The 23413-nt window shown below is 62.1% G+C and carries 20 protein-coding genes; 10 read left to right on the forward strand and 10 right to left on the reverse strand.

All coding sequences use genetic code 11. The annotated features are described in order from the left end of the window. The first annotated feature begins 42 nt into the window (after positions 1 to 42). The 5 genes from SPHINGO391_RS06895 (at position 43) to pssA (ending at position 6212) form a co-directional block, all read left to right on the forward strand. Positions 43 to 2169 (forward strand): LysM peptidoglycan-binding domain-containing protein, encoded by a 2127-nt coding sequence (locus SPHINGO391_RS06895; protein ID WP_193217213.1) that lies wholly within the window; start codon positions 43 to 45, stop codon positions 2167 to 2169. Positions 2170 to 2254: 85 nt separating this feature from the next. Beyond that, a complete protein-coding gene (locus SPHINGO391_RS25220; protein WP_343200293.1) occupies positions 2255 to 2617 on the forward strand; it encodes a metalloregulator ArsR/SmtB family transcription factor in 363 nt (120 codons plus the stop codon). A 1-nt stretch (position 2618) separates the two neighbouring features. After that, positions 2619 to 4511, forward strand: a complete 1893-nt coding sequence (locus SPHINGO391_RS06905; protein ID WP_244615135.1) for an ABC transporter ATP-binding protein/permease — start codon at positions 2619 to 2621, stop codon at positions 4509 to 4511. An 89-nt stretch (positions 4512 to 4600) separates the two neighbouring features. Continuing rightward, positions 4601 to 5299: a phosphatidylserine decarboxylase gene (locus SPHINGO391_RS06910; protein ID WP_152008133.1), complete on the forward strand. Its 699-nt coding sequence runs from the start codon at positions 4601 to 4603 to the stop codon at positions 5297 to 5299. A gap of 31 nt (positions 5300 to 5330) precedes the next feature. Continuing rightward, positions 5331 to 6212 (forward strand): CDP-diacylglycerol--serine O-phosphatidyltransferase, encoded by an 882-nt coding sequence (gene pssA, locus SPHINGO391_RS06915; protein WP_152008134.1) that lies wholly within the window; start codon positions 5331 to 5333, stop codon positions 6210 to 6212. 12 nt (positions 6213 to 6224) lie between these two features. Here the strand turns inward: pssA and SPHINGO391_RS06920 are convergent, their stop codons facing one another. The 8 genes from SPHINGO391_RS06920 to SPHINGO391_RS06955 all read right to left on the reverse strand — a co-directional run bounded on the left by SPHINGO391_RS06920 (position 6225) and on the right by SPHINGO391_RS06955 (position 16487). Then, complete coding sequence (locus tag SPHINGO391_RS06920) at positions 6225 to 8459, reverse strand: AMP-binding protein (RefSeq protein ID WP_152008135.1); 2235 nt, start codon at positions 8457 to 8459, stop codon at positions 6225 to 6227. A 133-nt stretch (positions 8460 to 8592) separates the two neighbouring features. Further along, positions 8593 to 9330, reverse strand: a complete 738-nt coding sequence (locus tag SPHINGO391_RS06925) for an SDR family NAD(P)-dependent oxidoreductase (protein ID WP_152008136.1) — start codon at positions 9328 to 9330, stop codon at positions 8593 to 8595. A gap of 9 nt (positions 9331 to 9339) precedes the next feature. Next, positions 9340 to 10806, reverse strand: a complete 1467-nt coding sequence (gene purF / locus SPHINGO391_RS06930) for an amidophosphoribosyltransferase (RefSeq protein ID WP_152011464.1) — start codon at positions 10804 to 10806, stop codon at positions 9340 to 9342. 52 nt (positions 10807 to 10858) lie between these two features. Next, positions 10859 to 11416 carry a CvpA family protein gene (locus SPHINGO391_RS06935; RefSeq protein ID WP_152008137.1) on the reverse strand — a complete coding sequence of 186 codons (558 nt, stop codon included), beginning with the start codon at positions 11414 to 11416 and terminating at the stop codon, positions 10859 to 10861. 61 nt (positions 11417 to 11477) lie between these two features. Next, positions 11478 to 12887 (reverse strand): DNA repair protein RadA, encoded by a 1410-nt coding sequence (gene radA / locus SPHINGO391_RS06940; RefSeq protein WP_152008138.1) that lies wholly within the window; start codon positions 12885 to 12887, stop codon positions 11478 to 11480. Between the two features lie 150 nt (positions 12888 to 13037). Next, complete coding sequence (gene alr, locus SPHINGO391_RS06945; RefSeq protein WP_152008139.1) at positions 13038 to 14114, reverse strand: alanine racemase; 1077 nt, start codon at positions 14112 to 14114, stop codon at positions 13038 to 13040. A 66-nt stretch (positions 14115 to 14180) separates the two neighbouring features. Next, entirely contained in the window at positions 14181 to 15713 is a 1533-nt protein-coding gene (locus tag SPHINGO391_RS06950; RefSeq protein ID WP_152008140.1) for a replicative DNA helicase, read from the reverse strand. Positions 15714 to 15935: 222 nt separating this feature from the next. Beyond that, a complete protein-coding gene (locus SPHINGO391_RS06955; RefSeq protein WP_152008141.1) occupies positions 15936 to 16487 on the reverse strand; it encodes a cysteine hydrolase family protein in 552 nt (183 codons plus the stop codon). A gap of 94 nt (positions 16488 to 16581) precedes the next feature. Here SPHINGO391_RS06955 and SPHINGO391_RS06960 point away from each other — a divergent pair, with 94 nt between their 5' ends. Then, positions 16582 to 17520, forward strand: coding sequence for a helix-turn-helix domain-containing protein (locus SPHINGO391_RS06960; RefSeq protein WP_152008142.1), 939 nt, complete (start codon positions 16582 to 16584; stop codon positions 17518 to 17520). 55 nt (positions 17521 to 17575) lie between these two features. On the opposite strand, the gene SPHINGO391_RS06965 is transcribed toward SPHINGO391_RS06960, so the two are convergent. Beyond that, a complete protein-coding gene (locus SPHINGO391_RS06965; protein WP_152008143.1) occupies positions 17576 to 18085 on the reverse strand; it encodes a hemerythrin domain-containing protein in 510 nt (169 codons plus the stop codon). A gap of 225 nt (positions 18086 to 18310) precedes the next feature. On the opposite strand from SPHINGO391_RS06965, the gene ccoN reads away from it, so the two are divergent. The 4 genes from ccoN to ccoP are packed head-to-tail and all read left to right on the forward strand — an operon-like array spanning position 18311 to position 21705. Then, positions 18311 to 19930, forward strand: coding sequence for a cytochrome-c oxidase, cbb3-type subunit I (gene ccoN / locus SPHINGO391_RS06970; RefSeq protein WP_152008144.1), 1620 nt, complete (start codon positions 18311 to 18313; stop codon positions 19928 to 19930). Between the two features lie 11 nt (positions 19931 to 19941). Continuing rightward, positions 19942 to 20673 carry a cytochrome-c oxidase, cbb3-type subunit II gene (gene ccoO / locus SPHINGO391_RS06975; protein ID WP_152008145.1) on the forward strand — a complete coding sequence of 244 codons (732 nt, stop codon included), beginning with the start codon at positions 19942 to 19944 and terminating at the stop codon, positions 20671 to 20673. A 12-nt stretch (positions 20674 to 20685) separates the two neighbouring features. Then, on the forward strand, positions 20686 to 20838 hold the full coding sequence (locus tag SPHINGO391_RS06980; protein ID WP_152008146.1) for a cbb3-type cytochrome c oxidase subunit 3: 153 nt from the start codon (positions 20686 to 20688) through the stop codon (positions 20836 to 20838). A 3-nt stretch (positions 20839 to 20841) separates the two neighbouring features. Next, complete coding sequence (gene ccoP / locus SPHINGO391_RS06985) at positions 20842 to 21705, forward strand: cytochrome-c oxidase, cbb3-type subunit III (RefSeq protein ID WP_152008147.1); 864 nt, start codon at positions 20842 to 20844, stop codon at positions 21703 to 21705. An 877-nt stretch (positions 21706 to 22582) separates the two neighbouring features. Here ccoP and SPHINGO391_RS06990 read toward each other — a convergent pair. After that, a complete protein-coding gene (locus tag SPHINGO391_RS06990; protein WP_152008148.1) occupies positions 22583 to 23410 on the reverse strand; it encodes a DUF4198 domain-containing protein in 828 nt (275 codons plus the stop codon). Positions 23411 to 23413 lie beyond the last annotated feature (3 nt).

The raw sequence follows: 23413 nt of genomic DNA on the forward strand, positions 1-23413 counted from the left end.
CGGCCGTCATACGCAGTTTTTGCCGTATTCACGGAGCAGACAATGAACAAGAATAATGCCGGTTTCTGGGCGTTCCTCGGTGTCGCGGCCGCGATTGTCATCGGCGCATTTTTTCTAGCACCCAACTTCTTGAAAAATAATGCTGAAACTGCTTCGGACAGCACACCGAAGAGCAACATGGTCGATGCCACGGCGCCGGCAGAGGATGCGCCGGCCGGCAACCAGGACCTGCCCGTGGATGGTGCAGGCACCGAATCGGGGCCGGCAGCGGGGTCGGAGCCTGCGGAAGTGGCCGATGGCTGGATCATGCCAAGCTTCGATATCCTGCGTGTCGAACCTGATGGGTCCACCGTGATCGCCGGCAAGGCAGAGCCTGGCACCACGCTCGACATCATGAATGGCGATGCGGTGATTGCCTCGACACAGGTTGGTCCCAGCGGTGATTTCGCTGTCATTCTCGATACCCCGCTTTCGGCCGGGGACTACCAGCTGACCCTGCGGATCACCGGAGAAGACGGCGAGATGCGGCAGTCCGAGGAAGTCGCCACGGTCTCCATTCCAGAAAGCGCCGGTGGCGAATTGCTGGCCATGGTCAGCAAACCGGGCAAGGCAAGCCGGATCATCGCGCAGCCCATGGCTCCCGCCGGTCAGGCCGCCGACACAGCGCCGGTTGCTGCAGCAACCCCTGACACTGATGGGGCCAGCACGAACACGGATCCGACCGATCAGGAAGCGACCGACGTTGCCACCGCGCCTGCGGAGCAGGTATCCGGCGATGAGACCGCTAGCGCCCAACCGGTGGCAGATGCTGCCGGCGATACGCAGTCAGATGCTTCCGGCACGGCCCAGTCTGACGCAGCAGCGGGGCAGGCGGCGGAAGTTGCCGTGGCTGGGGCGAGCGAAAGAACTGAGACCCCGGCGCTGCCCGATGCGGCTTCACTGCTGACCACATCAGCGCCAGAAATAGCGGGCGTCCAGAATATGCCGGCAACCGGCGATTCCGCGACCTCTTCGGATGGTCAGCCTGCCGCCGAGGAGGTTGCCATGGCATCGCCCGAGGCGTCCGCAGATGCGGCTCAACCCGACCTTCCGGCCGGTACCACGGTGCGGGTCGATGCCGTTGAAATCGAGGGTGACCGGATTTTCATCGCCGGTTCGGCCACACCCGGATACACCGTCCAGGTCTCCGCAGACGGGGTTGTCATCGGCTCCGACAAGGTGGACGAGACCGGACGGTTCATCGTTGAGGCTATCAGCGAGCTTTCGGTTGGCGATCATATCATCAGTGCCGACCTGATGGACGCGAGCGGCAGCGATGTGCTCTTGCGGGCCACCGTGCCGTTCAACCGTCCGGAGGGCGAGGCGCTTGCGGCGGTTGCGCCGGCGGAACCCGTGGCCGATGCCCCGGTTGCCACCGAGGCCGATCCCGTCGACGAAGCCCCAGCAGCGACACAGGAAGCTGATGTTGCTGGCACAGGCGAACTGATCCTGCCTGATATCGCCAGCCTGTCGAAAATGCGCGAAGACGCTTTCCAGGCGCTGTCAGATCTCAAGAACATGGTGTCGGCTGCTGACGCGCCTGAGCCTGGGCGGGTTGCCGAGGCTCTGGACCAGGCCGTCGCAAAACTCAAGAGCGCGGCCTCTGCGGATCTGCCTGAAGGAAGCGGCAGCGACGCGATGGCCATCGCCCGCTCAATGCGGATCCAGGCGGAGTCGGCGCTTGCAGTGCTGGTGCCGAATGCTGATGGAGGTGCCAGTGCCGCCGGTGCGATGATTGACACCGGGGACTTGTCCGCGATGAGTGAAATCCTCACCCGTGCCGAGACGGTACTCGCAGAACCGGCAGACATGTCCGTTGCGGCGGATGCTGCAACCGAGCAGGTCGCGGAAGCGGCCGTGCAGACCGGTGAACCCAAGACCATCCTGCAGGCGCCACTGGCCTCCACCCCGGGTGCGGTCATCATCCGCCGTGGCGACACGTTGTGGCAGATTTCCCGGCGGACCTATGGCGAGGGTGTTCGGTACACCACCATCTATGTCGCCAACCGGTCACAGATCCAGGATCCGAACCGGATCAAGCCTGGTCAGGTCTTCTCCGTGCCTGAGAACCCGCTGGACAATGCGGAGGAGATGCACAAGCAGCTGCTCGACGGGAATAAAAACCTGTAGGCCGCTTGACCCTTCAGCCTTCATCGTATATCGCCGATTAACGATGAAGGCTGATGCAACGGACAATTCGGATCGGGACAGGGCAGTGGCGCGCAAGCTTGCGGCGCTGGCTCATCCGGTGCGCTTGCGACTGCTGAGGGACCTTGGAGCCGCTGGCAGCTGTTGTGTCAAGGACATGGTCGGTCGGATCGGATTGGCGCAGTCGACCGTGTCGCAGCATCTCAAGGTCCTGGTCGACGCGGAACTGGTAAGCTTCCGGACCGATCGGCAAAGCTCGAGATACACGGTCAATTCCGATGCACTGCGCGAATTGGCAGCCATTATCGGCACGACACTTGATCGCTGCTGTGCCGGCGCCAGTTGTACGGGTGCGGGCCGGGACGAATTGACGGACTACAATCGGACGGGGCCTGCCGCGGCGGACCCGGCCGGACACAAGGACATCTGAATTGGCTTCGAAAACCGTATCGGCCGACCAGGGCAATCCCTTCGGCACGCTGAAAAATCTTTGGCCCTACATGTGGCCCGCCGACAGACCCGACCTGAAGATGCGGGTGCTTTGGGCAAGCCTGTTTCTTGTGTTGTCGAAACTGGTGCTGATCTCCGTGCCGTATTTCTTCAAATGGGCGACCGACGCTCTCAACGGAAATCCGGATGTGGTTTCCTGGATGCCGGCGCTGATCGCCACCCCGGTCATGCTGGTCATCGCCTATAATGCGGTCCGGATCGTGCAGTGGGGGTTCAACCAACTGCGTGATGCACTGTTTGCCCGTGTCGGCCAGCATGCCGTGCGGCAATTGGCCTACAAGACCTTTGTGCACATGCATGAATTGTCGCTGAGGTTTCACCTGGAGCGCCGAACCGGCGGCCTGTCGCGCGTCATCGAACGGGGCACCAAGGGCATCGAGACCATTGTCCGGTTCACCATTCTCAACACTGCGCCGACGCTGATCGAGTTCGCCTTGACGGCCGTCATCTTCGGCCTGGCCTATGGCTGGAGCTACGTGCTGGTCACCGCGATCACCGTCTGGTTCTACATCTGGTTTACCGTGCGGGCCTCGGACTGGCGGATTTCGATCCGGCGGTCGATGAACGCCTCGGACACCGACGCCAACACCAAGTCGGTCGATTCGCTGCTCAACTTCGAGACCGTGAAGTATTTCGGCAACGAGGCGATGGAGGCGCGCCGCTTCGACGTCTCGATGGCATCCTACGAGAAGTCGGCCACCCAGGTCTGGACCTCGCTCGGCTGGCTCAACATGGGGCAGGGCGTCATCTTCGGTGTCGGCATGACGGTGATGATGGTAATGTCGGCACTGGCCGTGCAGGCCGGCGAACAGACCATCGGTGACTTCGTCTTCATCAATGCGATGTTGATGCAGCTGTCGGTGCCGCTCAACTTCATCGGCTTTGTCTACCGTGAGATCCGGCAGGGGCTGACCGATATCGAGCAGATGTTCGAGCTTCTCGATGTCGAGCCGGAAGTGCGCGACCTTCCCGGAGCCCGGCCGCTTGCCGTGGACCAGGGCGCCATCTGCTTCGACAATGTCAACTTCAGCTATGATCCGGCGCGGCCGATCCTGAAGGGCATCTCGTTCGAGGTTCCCGCCGGCAAGACCGTTGCCATCGTCGGGCCTTCGGGTGCAGGCAAATCCACCATCTCGCGGCTGTTGTACCGGTTCTATGACATCCAGTCCGGAAACATCGTCATTGATGGGCAAAACTTGCGCGATGTCACCCAGAAAAGCCTGCGGTCGGCCATCGGGATGGTCCCGCAGGATACGGTGCTGTTCAACGACACCATTGCCTACAACATCCGCTATGGCCGGATCGATGCAAGCGACGATGAGGTCAACCGGGCGGCCGACCTGGCGCAGATCGGGGATTTTATCCGCGGCCTGCCGGAGGGCTTCAATGCCATGGTCGGGGAGCGTGGCCTGAAGCTCTCGGGCGGCGAGAAGCAACGCGTTGCCATTGCCCGCACCATCCTCAAGGCACCGCCGATCCTGATCCTCGACGAGGCCACTTCAGCACTTGATACGGCGACCGAGCAGGAAATCCAGGCGGCGCTGGACTTCGTCTCCAAGGGGCGGACGACGCTGGTCATTGCCCACCGCCTGTCGACCGTTGTCAGTGCCGACGAGATCATCGTGCTCAAGAACGGCGAAATCGCCGAACGCGGCCGGCATACTGATCTTCTTGCCCAGAAGGGGCTTTATACCTCGATGTGGGATCGTCAGCGGGAGGCGACCGAGGCCGAGGAACAGCTCAAGCGGATGCGTGAAGAAGATGAAATGGGCGTGGTGACACGGCGCAGGACGCCGGAAATCGACCAGGCCTAAGTCCTTCATGAAGGGGAGGCCCGAAAGTGGTTTCCCCTTTCCGGCAATTTGCTGTAGTCACGGCCAAAGGGAATTTCAGGGAAAACGTCATGAGTATCATCGACAGCGTTCGCAACACGCTGGTTCCGGTTCACCGGGAAGGCTACAAGTTTGTCGCGATCTTCTTCGTCGCGTCATTGATCCTGGGCTGGATCGCCGATCCGCTGTTCTGGATCGGCATGGTGCTGACTGCCTGGTGCGCCTATTTCTTCCGTGATCCCGAGCGGGTCACGCCGCTCGACGAGGATCTGGTGATCAGCCCCGCCGATGGCCGCGTCTCCTCGGTGGTGCGGATGGTGCCGCCGGCCGAGCTTGGTCTGGGGACCGGCGAGATGCTGCGTATCTCGGTGTTCATGAATGTCTTCAACTGCCATGTGAACCGGGCGCCGGTGAAGGGCCGCGTGGTCCGCAAGGTCTATTCGCAGGGCTCGTTCCTCAATGCCGAGCTCGACAAGGCCAGCAGTGAAAACGAGCGCAGCGGCCTGGTGATCGAGACCAGCCATGGCGCCATCGGTGTGGTGCAGATCGCAGGCCTCGTTGCGCGCCGGATTCTCTGCTGGGCCGAGGAAAACGAACAGCTTGATGCCGGCGAGCGGTTTGGCCTGATCCGTTTCGGCTCGCGGCTTGATGTGTTCCTGCCGGCAGCGGCACGGCCGCTGGTGAGCGTCGGACAGTCCGCGATCGCCGGGGAAACTATGCTCGCGGAATTCGGATCGAGCAAGGGGCCGGTGGTCAGCCGCCGCGACTGAGCGGCTGCCTCGGCGAACAAGGGAGACAAGCATGCAAACGCCGTTTCCACCCTATGACCCTCACGGTCTGGACGAGACCGACCATGATGAGGGGCGTGGACCACGGCTGCGCGAAATTCCGTTCCGGATGCTCATTCCGAACCTGATCACGGTTCTGGCGATTTGTGCCGGCATGACCGGAATCCGGCTCGCCTTTGAAAACCACATCCAGCTCGCGGTCGCCATGGTTCTGGTTGCCGCCTTTCTCGATGGCGTCGATGGCCGGGTGGCGCGGCTTCTCAAGGCGCAGTCGAAGTTCGGCGCGCAGATGGATTCGCTCGCCGACATCATCAATTTCGGCGTCGCGCCAGCGCTGGTGCTGTATGTGTTCATTCTGGATCAGGCGCGCTCGTTCGGCTGGATTGCAGCCATTGTCTTTGCCATCGCTGCCGGGTTGCGGCTGGCCCGGTTCAACGTGATCTCGGAAAGCCCGAAGCGATCGGCCTGGCAGAGCTATTATTTTGTCGGTGTTCCGGCGCCGGCCGGTGCGCTTCTGGTGTTGCTGCCGGTCTATCTCGGCATCATGGGCATGCCGATAGACCAGAGCACGGGGTTTGCGGCTTCGGCCTACACGATGTTCATCGGTTTTCTGCTGATCAGCCGCGTTCCGGTGTTCTCGGGTAAGGGCCTTGGCGGCGGGGTGCGCCGCGACCTGGTGATGCCGTTCATTCTGATTGCGGTGGTCTATGTTTCGCTGCTGATGAGCTTTACCTGGGAAACGCTGACTTTGACGGCGCTCGCCTACCTGGCGTCCCTGCCGTTCGGTGCCCGTGCATGGTCTCGGAAATACGGGCCCAAGTCGCGATCGGCCAACGGCAAGTCCGAAGCCCGGGACGATGCTCCTGCAAAGACTGACAACCAGGACGAAAAGTAAGTTGGGCAGTCTCTATCGTTCGGCCTTGTCGGCGCGATGGGTGCTGATCCATTCGTCGGCGATCTTCTGGGCGGTCACGTAATCGGTCTTGCCCGAGCCCAGCAACGGCAGTTGCGGGACATTGACAATCTCGTTGGGAATCATCAGTTCGGTGGCGCCGAAGCGGCGGGAGTAGTCGCGCAACTCCTCGCGCAGTGCAGGCATTCTGGTGGTGACGAGAACGATGCGCTCGCCCTTGCGGCGGTCTGCCACGGCGACGGCTGCATGGAAGTCCTCGGGCCAGAGCTGCTGCACCATGAGTTCGATGGCGCCGAGCGAGATCATTTCGCCGGCGATCTTCGCAAACCGCTTGGCACGGCCCCTGATGGCGATGTAGCCGTCCTCATCAACGGCAACAATGTCGCCCGAATCGTGCCAGCCGTCGGCGAGCGGTTGCAGCACGCCGGGATTGGACGCCAGCATGTAGCCCAGCATGACATTGGGACCGGACACGAACAGCCGGCCGGCATCGTTGATGCCTTCCACGGGTTCCAGCCTGAGCGCCATCGCCGGCAGAAGCCGGCCGACCGTGCCGTCCTTGTTGTGACTGCCGGAATTGACGGCCGCGACCGGCGCGGTTTCGGTCATGCCGAAGCCCTCGACGATGCTCGCGCCGAACCGTTCCCTATAGATCCGCCTGGTTTCCGCGCGCACGGCTTCGGCACCGGCCACGATCAGCCGCAGACTGGCAAAATCCGTGTCCTTGGCGGTGCGGGCGTAACCGGCGAGGAAGGTGTCGGTGCCGAACATGATCGAGGGTTTGACCTCGCGGGCGACCGCCGGGATGATCCGGTAGTGCAGCGGTGAGGGATAGAGAAACAGCCGGACCCCGTAGAGCAGCGGCAGGATGGCGCCGCCGGTCAGCCCGAAGCAATGGAACACCGGCAGCACGTTGAACAGCTTGTCCCGAACCGAGATGTCGATACGGGCTTCGGCCTGGGCTGCATTGGCGTGGATGTTGCGATGGGACAGGACAACGCCCTTGGGCGTGCCTTCGGAGCCGGAGGTGAACAGGATGACCGCCGGATCGCCGGCATCGACCTCGCGCAACGGGCTGCGCCATCTGAGGAAAGCGCTTGTCTTTTCCTGCCAGGAGATGTCTTCGCGCATGTCCTCTAGCCAGACGATGGTGATGCCGGCCTTTTCGATGGCGGCGACCGGGGCTTCGAGGCCGGCCTTTTCGACAAAGGCGCGGCTGGCGAGCACAGTGCGGATTCTTGCTGTCGACAGTGCCGAGACAATGGCTGCCGGGCCGGCCGTGTAGTTGAGCATGGCGGCGACCCGGCCGGCCGATTGCAGCGCCAGGAAGGTGACGATCGCGGCATTCGCGTTGGGCAGCATGACGCCCATGGCCTCGCCCGGTTCGCTCATCTTCACAAACCGCGCGCCAAGCACGCGGGCGCCGATCATAAGTTTCTTGTAGGAAAGCTTGCCGCCGAGCGCATCCTCGAGCACTGGCCCCGCCTTGCCATATCGGTCGGTAGCGTCCCGGAATGCCAGAAACAGACTGCGGTCGAGGTCGTTGCTGGCAAGCCGGGCTTCGGCCAGCAGGTCATGAACCCGGTCTTCGTCGCGCGGATCGGTGGCGCCGTTCTGAGGCGGTTGCGGATCGTCGAGATCGAGCAGCGCAGTCTGCGCCAGCCGCAGCCGAGGCAAAAGGTGGCGCGGCGCTTCGGAACGGGACCAGACCGACCAGGGTGACAAGCTCGAGCCGCGCACATGCAGCGCCTGCAGGACCGCACCATGCTTCCGGGCAAGGCCAGCCGCATGCTTGTAGGCGGTCAGGGTTTCGGGGGTTGGTTCGGCGTTTTGCGGAAAGCCAAGGGTGACCGAGCGTCCCTCAGCCAACGCCGCCTCTATGGCAGAGTGGTCGCCTGCATGCGCGGTCCGGGCGAAAAGCCGAAGTCCGAAAAGAAGCAGCGAGCGCTGATCGTCTTCGTGGAGAACATGCAGACAGTTGCGGTCAAGCGCTGCCCAAAGCACCGCGGCATCAAGACCCGACTGGCGGGAATAGAGTTGAACAACCGGCCTGCGAGAATGTGTGGAGGGCTCTTTTCGATCGGGAAGATGAAGGTCGAAGAGGGACCGGAGCTTGAGCAGGGCGATTGCCTGAGCGAACCCGCATTGTCGCTTGCGCGCCACGATGAGAGCGGCGAACAAACCGCCCGCGATAGCCAGACCAATCAGCGTTGCCAGCAACCCCGTCATGCACGACCTCCTTCATGCCCGCCGGACCATGAAGGCTTTTCACATGACCCCGGCGGTTGCTCCCGCAGGCAAGCCTAGAGCCGATCTCATGCGAAGGAAACCGGTTTGATCACCGCATCGCGAAGGTCTTGATTTATTCGGGCAGCCGGTAGTCGAAAAAGCGGTTCTCGGCGACGCGGAACAGCTTGCCCGTTTCCGTGCACTCGGGCGCGCAGAGCGGGAGCAGCTTTTCGGCAACTTCGGAGGGGTGGGGCAGGGTCTCGGGATTTTCGCCCGGCATGGCCTGCGCCCGCATCGCCGTGCGGGTGGCGCCGGGATCGATCGAGTTGACCTTCAAGGCGGTCTTTGCCGTTTCCTCGGCCCAGACCCGCGCCAGGGTTTCCACGGCCGCCTTGGAGGCTGCGTAGGGGCCCCAGAAGGCGCGTGCCGAATGGGCCACGCCAGAGGACAGGATCAGTGCCCGGCCTGCGTCGGATTTCAGAAGCAGCGGTTCGACCGAGCGGATCACCCGCCAGGTGCCGGTGACGTTGATGGCCATGACCTTGTCGAAGACCTTGGCCTCGACATGGCCAACCGGTGAAATGGTGCCCAGTACGCCCGCGTTGGCGACGAGAATGTCGAGCTTGCCCCAACGCTCGTTGATGGCGCCGCCCAGCCGGTCGACGGCCGGCATGTCGGTCAGATCCATCGGCACCAGTGTGGCGCTGCCGCCCGCGGCCTGAATGGCGTCGTCGAGCTCTTCCAGCCCGCCGGTGGTGCGCGCCACGGCGATGACATGGGCACCCTGTTTGGCCAGCGCCAGCGCCGTAAAGTAGCCAATGCCGCGGGAAGCGCCGGTGACGAGCGCGATGCGTCCTTCAAGAGAGGTCATGGAGAATAACTATCCGTTGTTGGCCAGCAGCGAAAGGCTGCGGACATTGCCCTGATCTTCCTGATCGGTGAGCGTCGTCGGGTAATCGCCGGTAAAGCAGGCGTCACAGAATTGCGGGCATTCGGCATTGCGGCCCGGCTCGCGAACGGCGCGGTAGAGGCCGTCGATCGACACGAAGCCCAAGCTGTCGACGCGGATGAAATCCGCCATCGCCTCGACCGACATCCGCGAGGCGAGAAGCTTGGATTTTTCCGGCGTGTCGACACCGTAAAAGCACGATGACATGGTCGGTGGCGATGCGATGCGCATATGCACTTCGCGGGCGCCGGCCTCGCGGACAAGCTTGACGATCTTCTGGCTGGTGGTGCCGCGGACGATGGAATCATCGACCAGAACCACGCGCTTGCCCTCGATCATGTTCCTGTTGGGATTGAGCTTGAGCTTGACGCCCATGTGGCGGATCTCGGACGACGGCGCGATGAAGGTGCGGCCGACATAGTGGTTGCGGATGATGCCGAGCTCGAAGGGCAGGTTGGCCTGCTGCGCAAAGCCGATTGCCGCGGGCGTGCCCGAATCCGGCACCGGAATGATCACGTCGGCATCGACCGGGCATTCCTTGGCCAGTTCCTCGCCGATCTTCTTGCGGGCCTCGTAGACATTGCGGTTCTCGATGGTCGAGTCGGGGCGCGCGAAATAGACATATTCGAAGATGCACAGGCGGGGCGACTGCTTCTCGAAGGGAAAATGGCTCTCGATTCCCTTGTCGGTAATGACCACGACCTCGCCGGGCTGAACATCGCGGACAAAGCGGGCGCCGATGATGTCGAGCGCGCAGGTCTCAGAGGCCAGGATATAGGCGCCGTCGAGATCGCCGATGCACAGCGGCCGGATGCCGAGCGGATCACGCGCGCCGATCATCTTCTTCTCCGACAGCCCCACCAGCGAATAGGCACCCTCGATCCGCGACAACGCATCGATGAATTTCGGTACGATCCGGGTTTTCTCGCTGACCGCGATCAGGTGCAGGATGGTTTCCGTGTCGGACGTCGACGAGAAGATCGAGCCGCGCTTCTGCAATTCGCGCTGCACGGTCAACGCGTTGGTGATGTTGCCATTGTGGGCAATGGCGAAACCGCCGCCGGCAAATTCCGCGAAAAAGGGCTGCACGTTGCGCAGGCCTTCGCCGCCGGTGGTCGAGTAGCGGGTGTGGCCGATGGCGCGGTCGCCGGGCAGACGGTCCATGACCGAGCGCTTGGTGAAGGTGTCACCGATCAAGCCGACATGACGTTCAACGGAAAACTGCTTGCCGTCAAAAGCGACAATCCCTGCGGCTTCCTGGCCGCGGTGCTGAAGCGCGTGCAGTCCGAGTGTGACCACGGCGGCAGCTTCGGGCTTGCCGAAAATGCCGAACACACCACACTCGTCATGAAAGCAATCTGCTTCGTTGTCGTCCGGTTTCAAGCCATTGTCTGTCATCGGCGTCGAACCCTTCATATAGATCCTCCGGACTGATCCCGGAAGGAATTTGTCATCCGCTGGTGGCGGGTGCTGCCTCGGATCCAGGCTCTCCGGAGCCGCCGCGCAGGCGCTCCAGGATCGTTGCATCGGCGTCATCGGGCAGCATGTTGACCAGCTTCGCGCCGAGCGAATCCAGCATCGGCTTGGATTTCGCGGTGACCACCCACTCCGGTTGCTTCGGCGTGGGCACCAGCCAGTTGAAGAACAGCATGGCCACGACGACCAGCAGGATGCCGCGGGCCGCGCCGAAGACGAAACCCAGCGTCCGGTCGAGCGCGCCGATGCGGCTGTCGATGATGAAGTCTGCGATCCGCATGGTGATGTAGGATACCACGATCAGCGCGATCAGGAACACCACTGCGGCCGAGCCGATCATGGCGATCTTGTCGGAGGACGTGTATTTCAGCGCCAGCGGGGTGAGCAGCGGGTAGAGAAAATAGGCTGCCGCGGCCGCAGCGATCCAGGATGCGACGGCCAACACCTCGCGCGAAAATCCCCGGACCATGGCAAGCACCGCCGAAAACAGGGTGATACCAAGCAGGATGCCGTCAAGAAGGGTTATAGGCATGAAATCGCGTTCCGTTCAGGCTCTGCCCATCCCTGCCAATCGGCGTCCGGATAGGCTGCATTCAGTTTTCGTCCCCGTCACTCCCGGCCAGAAGAGCACCCTTGGATCCGGCAATGCGCGCAACCAGATCCGCCAACGTTTCCATCTGGGCCAGGCCCGCGCCCGATTTGGACGGCAGATCGGCTGATCCCGACGGCAAGACCGCGTTGGCAAAGCCCAGTTTTTCGGCCTCCTTCAGCCGCAAACCTGTTTGCGCCACCGGCCGGATGGCCCCCGACAGGCTGACTTCGCCGAAATAGACGCAATCGGCGGGAAGGGCAAGCCCGGCGAGAGAGGAAACCAGAGCTGCAGCCACAGCCAAATCGGCCGCCGGTTCTGCAATGCGGTAGCCGCCGGCAATGTTGAGGTAGACATCGTGGCTTCCGAGCCGCACCCCGCAATGGGCCTCGAGCACCGCGAGGATCATCGACAGCCGCGCCGAATCCCAGCCGATCACGGCGCGGCGCGGCGTGCCCAGGCTTGAGGGAGCCACCAGCGCCTGGACCTCGACCAGCACAGGGCGGGTGCCCTCGATGCCGGCGAACACCGCGGCCCCCGGGGCCTTGGCATTGCGTTCTCCGAGGAACAGCTCGGACGGATTGGCGACTTCGCGCAGGCCCTTGTCGGACATTTCGAAGACGCCGATCTCGTCGGTGGCGCCAAAGCGATTCTTGACGGTTCTGAGAATCCGGTAGTGATGACCGCGGTCGCCTTCGAAATAAAGCACCGCATCGACCATGTGCTCGACCACGCGGGGACCGGCGATCTGCCCGTCCTTGGTGACGTGGCCGACCAGCACCATGGCGGCCCCGGTCTGCTTGGCATAGCGTACCATCGCATGCACGCCGGTGCGCACCTGGGTGACGGTTCCTGGCGCCGAGCCTGCAAGATCGCTCCACAGGGTCTGGATCGAATCGATAATGACGAAATCCGGGCGCTTACCTTCGGCCAGCGTCGCCAGGATATCCTCGACATTGGTTTCAGCCGCCAGAAGCACGCCCGAATCCGCTGCGCCCAGGCGTTGGGCCCTCAATCGCACCTGTGCGACCGCTTCTTCGCCCGAGACATAGATCACGCGGTGGCCCTGTCTTGCCAGCGCTGCCGCGGCCTGCATCAGCAGCGTCGACTTGCCGATGCCCGGGTCTCCTCCAACGAGTACTGCCGATCCGCGGACAAAACCGCCGCCGGTGACGCGGTCGAGTTCGCTGACCCGGGTCGAAATGCGCGGCGCTTCCTCGATCTCGCCGGCCAGACTGGCGAGCGCCACCGGTCGGCCCTTGCGGGCTGCCGTGCCGGGGCCGCCACCGATGCCGCCGGTCGGGTCGTCCTCAACAATGGTGTTCCATTCGCCGCAGCCGTCACACTTGCCCGCCCAGCGGGAATGGATGGTGCCGCAGGACTGACAGACGAATTGAACGCGGGTCTTGGCCAAGGGTCGGATACCTCTCTGTTTTAGCCGGTTTGTCAGGAAGCGGACGTTTTGTCCACCGTTTGTTCTTTTCTCTCTTGCGATTCACGCAACAGTTCGGGTGTCAATTCAGTTCTGCGGACCCTGGCGCAATGCATGGCTCGCGCTCGCTGTTCAGTCGTGATGCCTGCGCGTGTAGCGCTGGCCAAGGCTGGTCAGCAATTCGTAGCTGACGGTTCCGGCGGCGGTCGCGGCGTCCTGCAGCGTGATTGTGGGGCCCATGAGCTCTATCCAGTCGCCGGCGTTGACGGCGGCTTCGGGCAGATCGGTGACATCGAACATGGTCAGGTCCATGGTGATCTTGCCGATCACCGGGACGCGGTTGCCATCAAACGCGCCGAATGCGCCCTGGGCGACGGCGGAACGGAGCGGCACGCCGGCCCCGGACGCCGAGCGGTGAAACCCGTCGGCATAGCCCGCGCCACAGACCGCGATGCGGCTGTCTCGTGCGAGCGTATGGGCGGCGCCATAGCTGACAGTCTCACCGGCCTTTGCCTGCCTCACCATCAGAATTCGTGCTTCCGCCGTTATAACCGGGCGCATCGGTGTCACAGCGCCGGTGCCTGCTTCGCCGCCATAAAGCGCGATGCCAGGCCGGGTGAGGTCGTGATGGGCGCCGGGACCAAGGTAGATGCCCGCGGAATTGGCGAGGCTCATTTCCGCTGCTGGAAAGCAGTCGCGCAGCCCCGAGAACATTCGCATCTGGCGGGCATTGAGCGGATGCGCGGGTTCGTCGGCGCAGGCGAAATGGCTCATCACCAGGCAGGGGGCGGGAGCGCTGCTTTCGGAATGGCGCACTGCCTGTTCAGGCGTCAGCCCGAGGCGGTTCATGCCGGTGTCGATGTGCAGCGCATAGGGCCGGCCGTCTGCATTGCCGCACCAGAATGCCGCCTGTTCCGGCGAGTTGATCACCGGGATCAGGTCGTGCGCCAGCGTTTGTGCGAAAGAGCCTTCGAAGACGCCGTTCAGAACATGAATTTTTGCATCCGGCAGCAGCGGTCGCAGCCGCGCGCCCTCGTTGGCATCGGCGACGAAGAAATCCCGGCAGCCCTCGCGCGCCAGTCTGGGCGCTGCATGACCGGCGCCGGTGCCATAGGCGTCGGCCTTGACGGCCGCGCCGCAACGGGCGTTGCCCGACAGCTTGCGCATGGTCCGCCAGTTTTCCGCCAGCGCCCCCAGATCCACAGCCATCCTCACCGTGGCTGGGGAAGTTGGACCATGGTCCTGCGTGGTCGGGATTGATGCCAAGACCTTGGCCTATTCGTCGTGGATGAACTGGGCGTAGGAATTGTCGGCCAGGTCGGCAAAGCGGGTGAACTCGGCCTGGAAGCCCAGCTGCACGGTGCCGGTCGGGCCGTGGCGCTGCTTGGCGATGATGACGTCGGCGGTGCCCTTGACCTTCATCATCTTTTCTTCCCAGGCGAGGTATTCCGGTGTCTTGATGTCGGCGACGACCTCGTCCTGGCTCCGGCGCGGCTCGCTGTTCTTGGTGTAATATTCCTCGCGATAGACGAACAGCACGACGTCGGCATCCTGCTCGATCGAACCCGACTCGCGCAAGTCGGAGAGCTGCGGCCGCTTGTCCTCGCGGTTCTCCACCTGACGCGACAGCTGGGACAGGGCGATGATCGGAACGTTCAGTTCCTTGCCAAGCGCTTTCAGGCCGGTGGTGATCTGGGTGATTTCCTGCACGCGGTTGTCGGAGGATTTGCCCGATCCGGTCATCAGCTGGATGTAGTCGATGACCAGAACATCGAGGCCGCGCTGGCGCTTGAGCCGTCGGGCACGGGCCGAAAGCTGGGCGATGGAGATACCACCGGTCTGGTCGATGTAGAGCGGGATCTTCTGCATCATCTGAGAGCACCCGACGAGCTTCTCGAAATCTGCCTCGGAGATCTCGCCGCGGCGGATCTTCGAAGACGAGATTTCGGTCTGCTCGGAAATGATACGGGTGGCGAGCTGCTCGGACGACATTTCAAGCGAGTAGAAGCCGACGACGCCGCCGTTCTTGGCCTTCATCGAGCCATCGGCCTGCACTTCGCCCTCATAGGCCTGAGCGATATTGAAGGCGATGTTGGTGGCGAGCGAGGTCTTGCCCATGCCCGGACGTCCGGCGAGCACTATCAAGTCGGAATGCTGCAGGCCGCCCATGCGGGCGTCGAGCGAGGAGATGCCGGTCGAGATGCCCGACAGGCCGCCATCACGCTGGTAGGCAGCACCGGCCATGTCGATGGCGAGCGACACGGCGTCGTTGAATGACTGGAAGCCGCCGTCGTAGCGGCCGGTCTCGGCGAGCTCGAACAGGCGGCGTTCGGCGTCCTCGATCTGGGTCGAGGGCGGCATGTCGAGCGGCGCGTCGAAGGCGATGTTGACCATGTCCTCGCCGATCGAGATCAGCGAGCGGCGAAGCGCCAGGTCGTAGATGGCGCGGCCGTAGTCCTCGGCATTGATGATGGTCACGGCTTCGGTGGCCAGACGGGCGAGGTACTGTGCCACGGTCATGTCGCCGACCCTGGCGTCGGCGGGCAGGAAGGTCTTGATGGTCACCGGGTTGGCGGTCTTGCCCATGCGGACGATGTCGCCGCCGACCTCGTAGATCTTGCGGTGCAGCGGTTCCTGGAAGTGTTCGGGCTTGAGGAAGTCCGACACACGGTAAAAGGCGTCGTTGTTGACCAGGATAGCGCCCAGAAGCGCCTGTTCCGCCTCGATGTTGGACGGAGCCTCACGAAACAGCGGGCTTTTTTCCGTGCGGGCCGGAATCGGCTCTATCTTGCGGGCTGCGTCATTCATTGTCTGGGCGGTCCTGAACTTGATGCGGGCGGTGGCTTGCAATAGCGATTGTGGTTGGCCATGTCAGCGCATGGCCAGCCCAAATCAGAAGCGAATCGCCGAAGCTTCAATGTTGTGCACGTTGTCCACACTTGTCCACAGCGTTGGCCATGCAAAGTGCCGGCGCAAGTTGAAATGCGCCGGAGACGGGTTGTGCCGGGAACCGAATCGGAAGTGAGCCGCTCACCGGGCGGCGAGATAGCCTGCACAGTCGACGACCGTCGCATAGCTGCCCGAGAGGCCGCTCATGAAGGCGGCATGAACCTGTGCGGCCGGAACGGCCACGCCGCCGAATTCAGCATCGCGCGCCGCGCAGGCGTCATGAACAACGGTCACCTTGTAGCCGAGATCGGCTGCGGCGCGGGTGGTGGCATCGATGCACATCTGGCTCATGGCGCCGACAATGACCAGATTGGAAATGCCGCGTGAGCCGAGCGTATCGTGGAGGCGGGTGTTGAGAAAGCTGTTGGGCTTGTGCTTGAGAATCACGTCCTCGCCCGCCTGCGGCGCCACTTTCGGATGGATTTCGGCGCCTTCGCTGCCGGGACGGAAGAAGGGCGCGGTATCCGAGGGGATCTCGTGGTGGATGTGAACGATCATGTCGCCGGTGGTGCGGGCATGGGCGAGAACCTTGGCCGCGTTGTCGCTGGCCTGGTCCATCTTGCTCAGCGTCCAGCGGCCGCCATCGAAATAGTCTTTCTGAATGTCGACGAGGATCAGGGCGGTATCAGTCATCTTGGCTCTCCTTGCTTTGGTGGATCTGATTTACAGGTGATGGCGGTCCCGATAAATTGGCGGATATGACAAAGATCATGCGGAATTCGCCACAATGACATTGCCCGGAAAATCACTTGCCATTGTCGCCTACCAGGGAGTCCAGGAAGCAGCCGTGCTCGGGCTTGCCGATCTGCTTGATGCGGCGAACCTGATCAGCAGGCGGCGCAATGGTGTCGTGGTTGATGTTCACTCGATCAGGCCGAATGAATGGACACAAGCAGCAGCTCCCTATGACGCGATCATCCTGCCGCCCAACCGCAGCGGTGCCCGGGGCGCGGAGGATGTCGAGCTGCACGCCTGGATAAGGCAACAGCACAGGGCAGGGACGCTGACGGCGTCGGTGTGTGCCGGGCTGTTCTGGCTCGGTCATGCCGGATTGCTTGCCTCGCGCCCGGTGACAACACACTGGGGGCTGGAGGAGGAGGTCCGGTCGACCTTCCCGGATGCGGACCTGCAGCCCGAGCATCTGCTGATCGATGACAATGATATTGTCACCGCCGGCGGCATGATGGCCTGGGTCGATCTCGGGCTGTTCTTCGTCGAACGCTGGCAGGGGGTTGATGTGCTGACGGCGACCGCGCGGCACCTGCTGGTTGATCCCGGAAAGCGCGAGCAGCGCAACTATCGCAGTTTCCGGCCCAACCTCAATCATGGTGACGAGACGATTCTGACGCTGCAGCTGTGGATGGAAGGCCATGTGCGGGATGATTTGAGTGCCGATGCGTTGAGCAAGCGCAGCAAGCTGTCCGGGCGGACCTTTCTGCGCCGCTTCAAGGCCGCGACCGGAAAAAGCCCGAATGCCTATGTTCAGGCGCTCAGGGTCGAAAAAGCCCGCGGACTGCTCGAGCGGACCCGAGACACGGTGAGCGCGGTGAGCTGGGCGGTGGGGTATCAGGATGTCTCAGCCTTCGGCCGGGTGTTCCGGTCGGTGACCGGGCTGAGCGCTGTCGACTACCGTCAGCGGTTCAGTGTTCTGGACGTGCGGGCTTAGACGCTTAACCGATCACCTGACCGGCCGCTCGGCTTGCGGTGTCCGCACTCCACTGCTATTGCCGGGTGCTGCAGGGTGCCTGACCCTGGGCAAGTCCGGGTGAGAGCGGATTGTCGATCGGCAGCAGCATCTCGCTTTCGAAGGCGATGTGGCGGCGCATGGCTTCGAAGAAGCCGCGCAGCATGTAGCCGATCGCCTCGATGTTGACGTCGGGATTGCCGGTGCCGAGCGCATTGAGCGCCTCGGTCAGTTCCTCGGCGAAACACTCGTCCTCGCAATGCTCGAAGCGCAGCCGGTTGAGCGTCGTCTCGATCTTGTCGTCGGCGCCATGCTGCGCCGCGATGAGCGGGAACACCACGTCTTCTTCAAGGCGGTGGACGCCCTTGATCATCGGGCCGAGGGCGCGGGCGGCATACATGCATTTCTGACGGTTGATGCCGTCGGGAAGGGAGTCGGCGATTTCCTCAAGCCGGTCGCATAGCAGCAACTGATCCTTGTGTGCCTTTCGCAAGGCAGCGATCGGATCTTCGCCATGCGCCAGTCTGATTGTGGCGATGTCTGTCATGACTTTCTCATCCCAGTCCAAGAGCGATCTTGTTGTTCAGTCTGTCTCCCTCATTACCGGAAGGTAGGGTCGGATTCGGCGGGCGTCCTTGACTTGGATCAATGCGCTGCGGCGGGCGGTCTGCGAATTGTGCGACAGTCCGGTGAAGTTTCGCAGCTTGTCAAAAGGGGGCAGGCAGCGCGGTTTTCTCCGGCTTTATTCCGATACCCCTGGGGGATACCAACCATGAAATACGCTTTCGAAACAATCGCCGTGGGCATAGGCGCCTTCCTGGCGTTGCTCGGCGTGGCTTTCGCCAAGGACGATCTGTTCGCGGCCCATATGTGGGTCCTGTTCTTCGTCCTGCTGGTGAGCACCGTGCTACTGCTGCGGCGAGTCACTTTCTCACCGGCCACTGGCCAATCGGCTGATGACAAATCAGGATATTTTGACGAGGTGGTGCGCTATGGCATCATCGCAACGACCTTCTGGGGTATCGTCGGGTTTCTGGTCGGCGTTGTCGTCGCCTTGCAGATGGCCTATCCGGACCTGAACATTGAGCCTTGGTTCAGTTTCGGGCGGATGCGTCCGCTGCACACCTCGGCGGTGATTTTCGCCTTTGGCGGCAATGCGCTGATCGCAACGTCGTTCTACGTCGTCCAGCGCACCTCTCGCGCCCGCCTCTTCGGCGGTGATCTGGGCTGGTTCGTGTTCTGGGGCTATCAGCTGTTCATCGTCATGGCGGCAACCGGCTACCTCCTGGGCATCACCCAGGGCCGCGAATATGCCGAGCCGGAATGGTATGTCGACCTGTGGCTGACGGTTGTCTGGGTCGCCTATCTGATCGCCTTCCTCGGCACCATCATCAAGCGCAAGGAACCGCATATCTATGTGGCCAACTGGTTCTACCTTGCCTTCATCGTCACCATCGCGATGCTGCATATCGTCAACAATCTGGCCATGCCGGTGTCATTCCTCGGGGTGAAGAGCTATTCGGCCTTTGCCGGTGTGCAGGATGCACTGACGCAATGGTGGTACGGCCACAACGCGGTTGGATTCTTCCTCACCGCGGGCTTCCTGGGCATGATGTACTATTTCATCCCCAAGCAGGCCAATCGTCCGGTCTATTCCTACCGGCTGTCGATCATCCACTTCTGGGCGCTGATCTTCCTGTACATCTGGGCCGGTCCGCATCACCTGCATTACACGGCGTTGCCCGACTGGGCGCAGACGCTGGGCATGGTGTTCTCCATCATGCTGTGGATGCCCTCCTGGGGCGGCATGATCAACGGTCTGATGACGCTGTCGGGCGCATGGGACAAGATCCGCACCGATCCGATCATCCGGATGATGGTGATCGCGGTGGCCTTCTACGGCATGTCGACCTTCGAAGGTCCGATGATGTCGATCAAGGCCGTCAACTCACTCAGCCACTACACCGAATGGACCATCGGTCACGTTCACTCCGGCGCGCTTGGCTGGGTCGGCATGATCTCGTTCGGCGCGATCTACTACCTGGTGCCCAAACTGTGGAACCGCCCGCGGCTGTACTCGATGCGGCTGGTCAACTGGCACTTCTGGCTCGCCACGCTCGGCATCGTTGTCTACGCGGCGGTTCTGTGGGTTGCCGGCATCCAGCAAGGTCTGATGTGGCGCGAATACAATGACCAGGGCTTCCTGGTGTATTCCTTCGCTGAATCCGTGGCGGCCATGTTCCCCTACTACCTGCTGCGCGCAGTTGGCGGGATCATGTATCTGGCCGGCGGCATCATCATGGGATGGAACGTGTTCATGACCATCCGCGGCTATGAACGGGACGAGGCCCCGATCCCGGGCAACGAACCTGTCATGCAGCCGGCAGAGTAAGGAGACAAACAATGTCACTCATTGAAAAACACGGCATTATCGAGCGAAATGCGACGCTGCTTCTTGTCGGCTCGCTCGTGGTGGTCTCCATCGGCGGTATCGTCGAGATCGCGCCGCTCTTCTATCTCGAAAACACCATCGAGAAAGTGGAGGGGATGCGTCCCTACGCACCGCTGGAACTTGCCGGCCGCAACATCTACATCCGCGAAGGCTGCTATGTCTGCCACAGCCAGATGATCCGTCCCTTCCGGGACGAGGTCGAGCGCTACGGCCATTACAGCCTTGCGGCGGAATCGATGTATGATCATCCGTTCCAGTGGGGATCGAAGCGGACGGGGCCTGACCTCGCCCGCGTCGGCGACCGCTATTCGAACGAATGGCATGTCGCGCATCTGATCGAGCCACGCTCGGTCGTGCCCGAATCGATCATGCCGAGCTACTCGTTCCTGGCGACGACCCCGCTCAAGGTGTCCAATGTCACGGCCGATCTCACCTCCAGCCTTGCCGTCGGTGTGCCTTACACCGAAGACATGATTGCCAATGCGGAAGCCGACCTGATTGCGCAAGCCGATCCCGATGCGGATACGTCCGGGATCGAGGAACGCTATCCGAAGGCGAAGCTGGGCGATTTTGACGGCAACCCGGCTTTGCTCACCGAGATGGATGCGCTCGTGGCATATCTGCAGATGCTCGGTACGCTGGTCGATTTCTCGACCTACGATGAAGCCTCCGGCTACCGGTAAGGAGAACGCGTGATGGAAACCTACACTGCAATGCGCCAATTTGCCGACAGCTGGGGGCTGGTCTTCCTGTTTGTTGTGTTTGTCGGCGCTGTCCTCTTCATGTTCCGGCCCGGCGGCAAGGCTGCCGCCGATCGGGCCGCGCAAATTCCCTTCAAGGAGGACTGAGACATGTCCGAAAAACACATTGATGACGTGTCCGGCGTCGAGACCACCGGTCATGAATGGGATGGCATCCGTGAGTTGAACAACCCCCTGCCGCGCTGGTGGCTGTGGACGTTCTATGCCACCATCGTCTGGGCGATCGGATACATGATCGCCTACCCGGCGATCCCGCTGATCAATGGTGCCACCCCGGGGATGCTTGGCTATTCAAGCCGCGCCAATGTGGTCGCGGACCTGGCCGACGCCAAGGCTGCGCAGGGTGTTCTGCTCGAAAAGGTCGCAGCGACTCCGGTCGAGGAGATCGCCTCCGACCCCGAACTGCTGCAATTCGCCATTGCCGGCGGATCTTCCGCCTTCAAGGTCAATTGCGCGCAGTGCCACGGTTCGGGTGCTGCCGGGTCCCCCGGCTATCCCAACCTCAATGACGACGACTGGATCTGGGGCGGAACGATCGACCAGATCTACCTGAGCATCGCGCACGGCATCCGCTACGATGGCGACGAGGACACCCGCGTGTCGGAAATGCCGGCCTTCGGAGACATTCTCGAAGCCGAGCAGATCAACCAGGTGGCGGCCTATGTGGTCAGCCTGAGCGATACGCCTGCCGATCCGTCCATGGTCGAGCCTGGCCAGGTGGTCTTTGCCGAGAACTGCGCTGCCTGTCATGGCGACAATGCTGAAGGCCTTGCCGATTTCGGAGCGCCGCGGCTGTCCGACGGCATCTGGCTGAAGGGGTCGACCGAGGCGCAGATCGTCCAGCAGATCCGCAACCCCAAGCACGGTGTCATGCCTGCCTGGGTGGACCGCCTCGGCGAACCGACGATCAAGCAGCTTGCCGTCTTCGTCCATACGCTGGGCGGCGGTCAGTAAGACCTGAACCGGTCCTGACCAGGACCCGCGAAAAACCGAACCCGCCGGATGCAAGTCTGGCGGGTTTTCCTTGTCGCGACATGGCGCGGCCGCCTCCGGCGCAATTCCCGGGTGTTGGTGATAGTGGTCTGCGATGGCCGGACCGTCAGCCTGCGCCATGCGCGGAGCTGGAGGCGTTTTGGATCTCGATCATAAGCTGCCTCAGAGCGGGTTCAGCTGATCGCAACGGGTGCTTTGTCCCGAAAACGCGTATCCGCCGACGCCAGTCTGTAGTGAAATCCATTGCACATCTTGTTGTGTGCCAAACGACCTGCCTCAACAACCGCAGCGTCTACCGATGCAAATTCAGCCGAATTCTTTTCCTGCAATTCATTGGATCTGTATGTCTCGCAAAGAACCCGTGCGCCTGTTTGAGCCCCGGTCTCAATTGTGATCGTGTACACTGTCATCGCGTTGTTTAAGATTCGTTCCAGGAAAATTGTGTGAAATATTTCCTGAACGCTGGAGTTGTTCGTATCCGCGAGAATTGGCATAAGTACGTCGAACAGATTTTCCGAGCATCGCATTCGAAGCTCCCGCCGAATCGGTTGCAGTAAACACTCAAACGCTGTTTGTATTTAAGTTCTCCATAAAATTCTTAAACAGGTCAATTTGCCAGAAGTATTCACTAAATTCTGACAGGGCGGGCCCTCGCTTCGTGCAAGGCGACAAGCTTAAGCCTGTCCCTTACGGCCGCATCATCTGCCTTGAGATCACGCGCGCGCGGCCGCATCGATCAGGCTGCATTCCCCATCCGAACTCCTCCGAGTTCGAAAGCAAACCATCAGTCTGTCGTGGTTGGCACTCCTACCTGCAGGCGGAACCACCTATCCTTTGCTTACTCCACGCCAAATGTCAGTGATGCCCAGTAACTCTGCCAGTCGGCATTGCGGTCGGGCCCGGCTTCTATCATGTGCACGGATGCGGCCATGTAGGAGCCGGAAGCGGGCAGGGTGAAGCTGGCGCGGCCATTGCCGTCGGTCCGGGTGAGGGTTCGCGTGGCCTCGTCAGCTGTTCCCTTCTTGTAAAACAGGGCCACTTGCGTGTCCGGCAGCGCCCCTCCCTCCCATAGCAGGGTAAAGCTGATCTCGGCTCCGGGAACGAGCTTTGAGGGGGTGTCCGCGGCGACGAGTTCGAGCCGCATGCCGATGGCTCGATCCTGGTCGGCCTCGGCATCCCCGACGGCGACCAGCGTCTTGGCGCAGCGCGTGTAGATTTCACGGATGTCATCACGCGGAAGCCCGCGGGCGTCGTGAGCGGCGGCAATCTTGTCGAGACCCTCGTAGTCCAGATAGAACTGGAACTTGTCCCACTGCCGGAACCGGATGCGTTCGCCTGCAGAGACATAGGTGAAGATCGACAGGCCCTCGGTGCGCGGAAGCAAGCTCAGTGCCGGCAGGTCGCCGGTGACGCCATCCACATCCGCCGCGCCAAGCCGGTCATGACGCTCGAAGGCGGCGAAACGGGACGGGATATAGGGGAAGGCGTCGCCGGTGAAATCCTGCCCGACACGGAGGTCGGCCTCGATGGTCGCATCCGCTTCGATTGAAAAATCGGCGGGCTCGATCCAGAATTCATGTGCAGAGACTGGACTTGCGGCCAGTATCGCTCCAATTAGTGCCGATGCCGTCCCAAGATACGGGCTGCGACGTGCCGGTCGTTCCATTGT

Origin of the sequence: Hoeflea sp. EC-HK425, assembly GCF_902498795.1 — a bacterium.
In the GTDB taxonomy this organism is placed as follows: Bacteria; Pseudomonadota; Alphaproteobacteria; order Rhizobiales; family Rhizobiaceae; genus Hoeflea; species Hoeflea alexandrii.

Coding starts and splice junctions, on each gene's coding strand:
- SPHINGO391_RS06935 (WP_152008137.1), bottom strand. CDS start 11,416: ATGCCTATAACCCTTCTTGACGGCATCCTGCTTGGTATCACCCTGTTT.
- ccoN (WP_152008144.1), top strand. CDS start 18,311: ATGAAATACGCTTTCGAAACAATCGCCGTGGGCATAGGCGCCTTCCTG.
- ccoO (WP_152008145.1), top strand. CDS start 19,942: ATGTCACTCATTGAAAAACACGGCATTATCGAGCGAAATGCGACGCTG.
- SPHINGO391_RS06895 (WP_193217213.1), top strand. CDS start 43: ATGAACAAGAATAATGCCGGTTTCTGGGCGTTCCTCGGTGTCGCGGCC.
- ccoP (WP_152008147.1), top strand. CDS start 20,842: ATGTCCGAAAAACACATTGATGACGTGTCCGGCGTCGAGACCACCGGT.
- SPHINGO391_RS06990 (WP_152008148.1), bottom strand. CDS start 23,410: ATGGAACGACCGGCACGTCGCAGCCCGTATCTTGGGACGGCATCGGCA.
- SPHINGO391_RS06920 (WP_152008135.1), bottom strand. CDS start 8,459: ATGACGGGGTTGCTGGCAACGCTGATTGGTCTGGCTATCGCGGGCGGT.
- SPHINGO391_RS06925 (WP_152008136.1), bottom strand. CDS start 9,330: ATGACCTCTCTTGAAGGACGCATCGCGCTCGTCACCGGCGCTTCCCGC.
- alr (WP_152008139.1), bottom strand. CDS start 14,114: ATGGCTGTGGATCTGGGGGCGCTGGCGGAAAACTGGCGGACCATGCGC.
- SPHINGO391_RS06955 (WP_152008141.1), bottom strand. CDS start 16,487: ATGACTGATACCGCCCTGATCCTCGTCGACATTCAGAAAGACTATTTC.
- SPHINGO391_RS06960 (WP_152008142.1), top strand. CDS start 16,582: ATGACATTGCCCGGAAAATCACTTGCCATTGTCGCCTACCAGGGAGTC.
- SPHINGO391_RS06910 (WP_152008133.1), top strand. CDS start 4,601: ATGAGTATCATCGACAGCGTTCGCAACACGCTGGTTCCGGTTCACCGG.
- purF (WP_152011464.1), bottom strand. CDS start 10,806: ATGACAGACAATGGCTTGAAACCGGACGACAACGAAGCAGATTGCTTT.
- pssA (WP_152008134.1), top strand. CDS start 5,331: ATGCAAACGCCGTTTCCACCCTATGACCCTCACGGTCTGGACGAGACC.
- SPHINGO391_RS06965 (WP_152008143.1), bottom strand. CDS start 18,085: ATGACAGACATCGCCACAATCAGACTGGCGCATGGCGAAGATCCGATC.
- SPHINGO391_RS06950 (WP_152008140.1), bottom strand. CDS start 15,713: ATGAATGACGCAGCCCGCAAGATAGAGCCGATTCCGGCCCGCACGGAA.
- SPHINGO391_RS06980 (WP_152008146.1), top strand. CDS start 20,686: ATGGAAACCTACACTGCAATGCGCCAATTTGCCGACAGCTGGGGGCTG.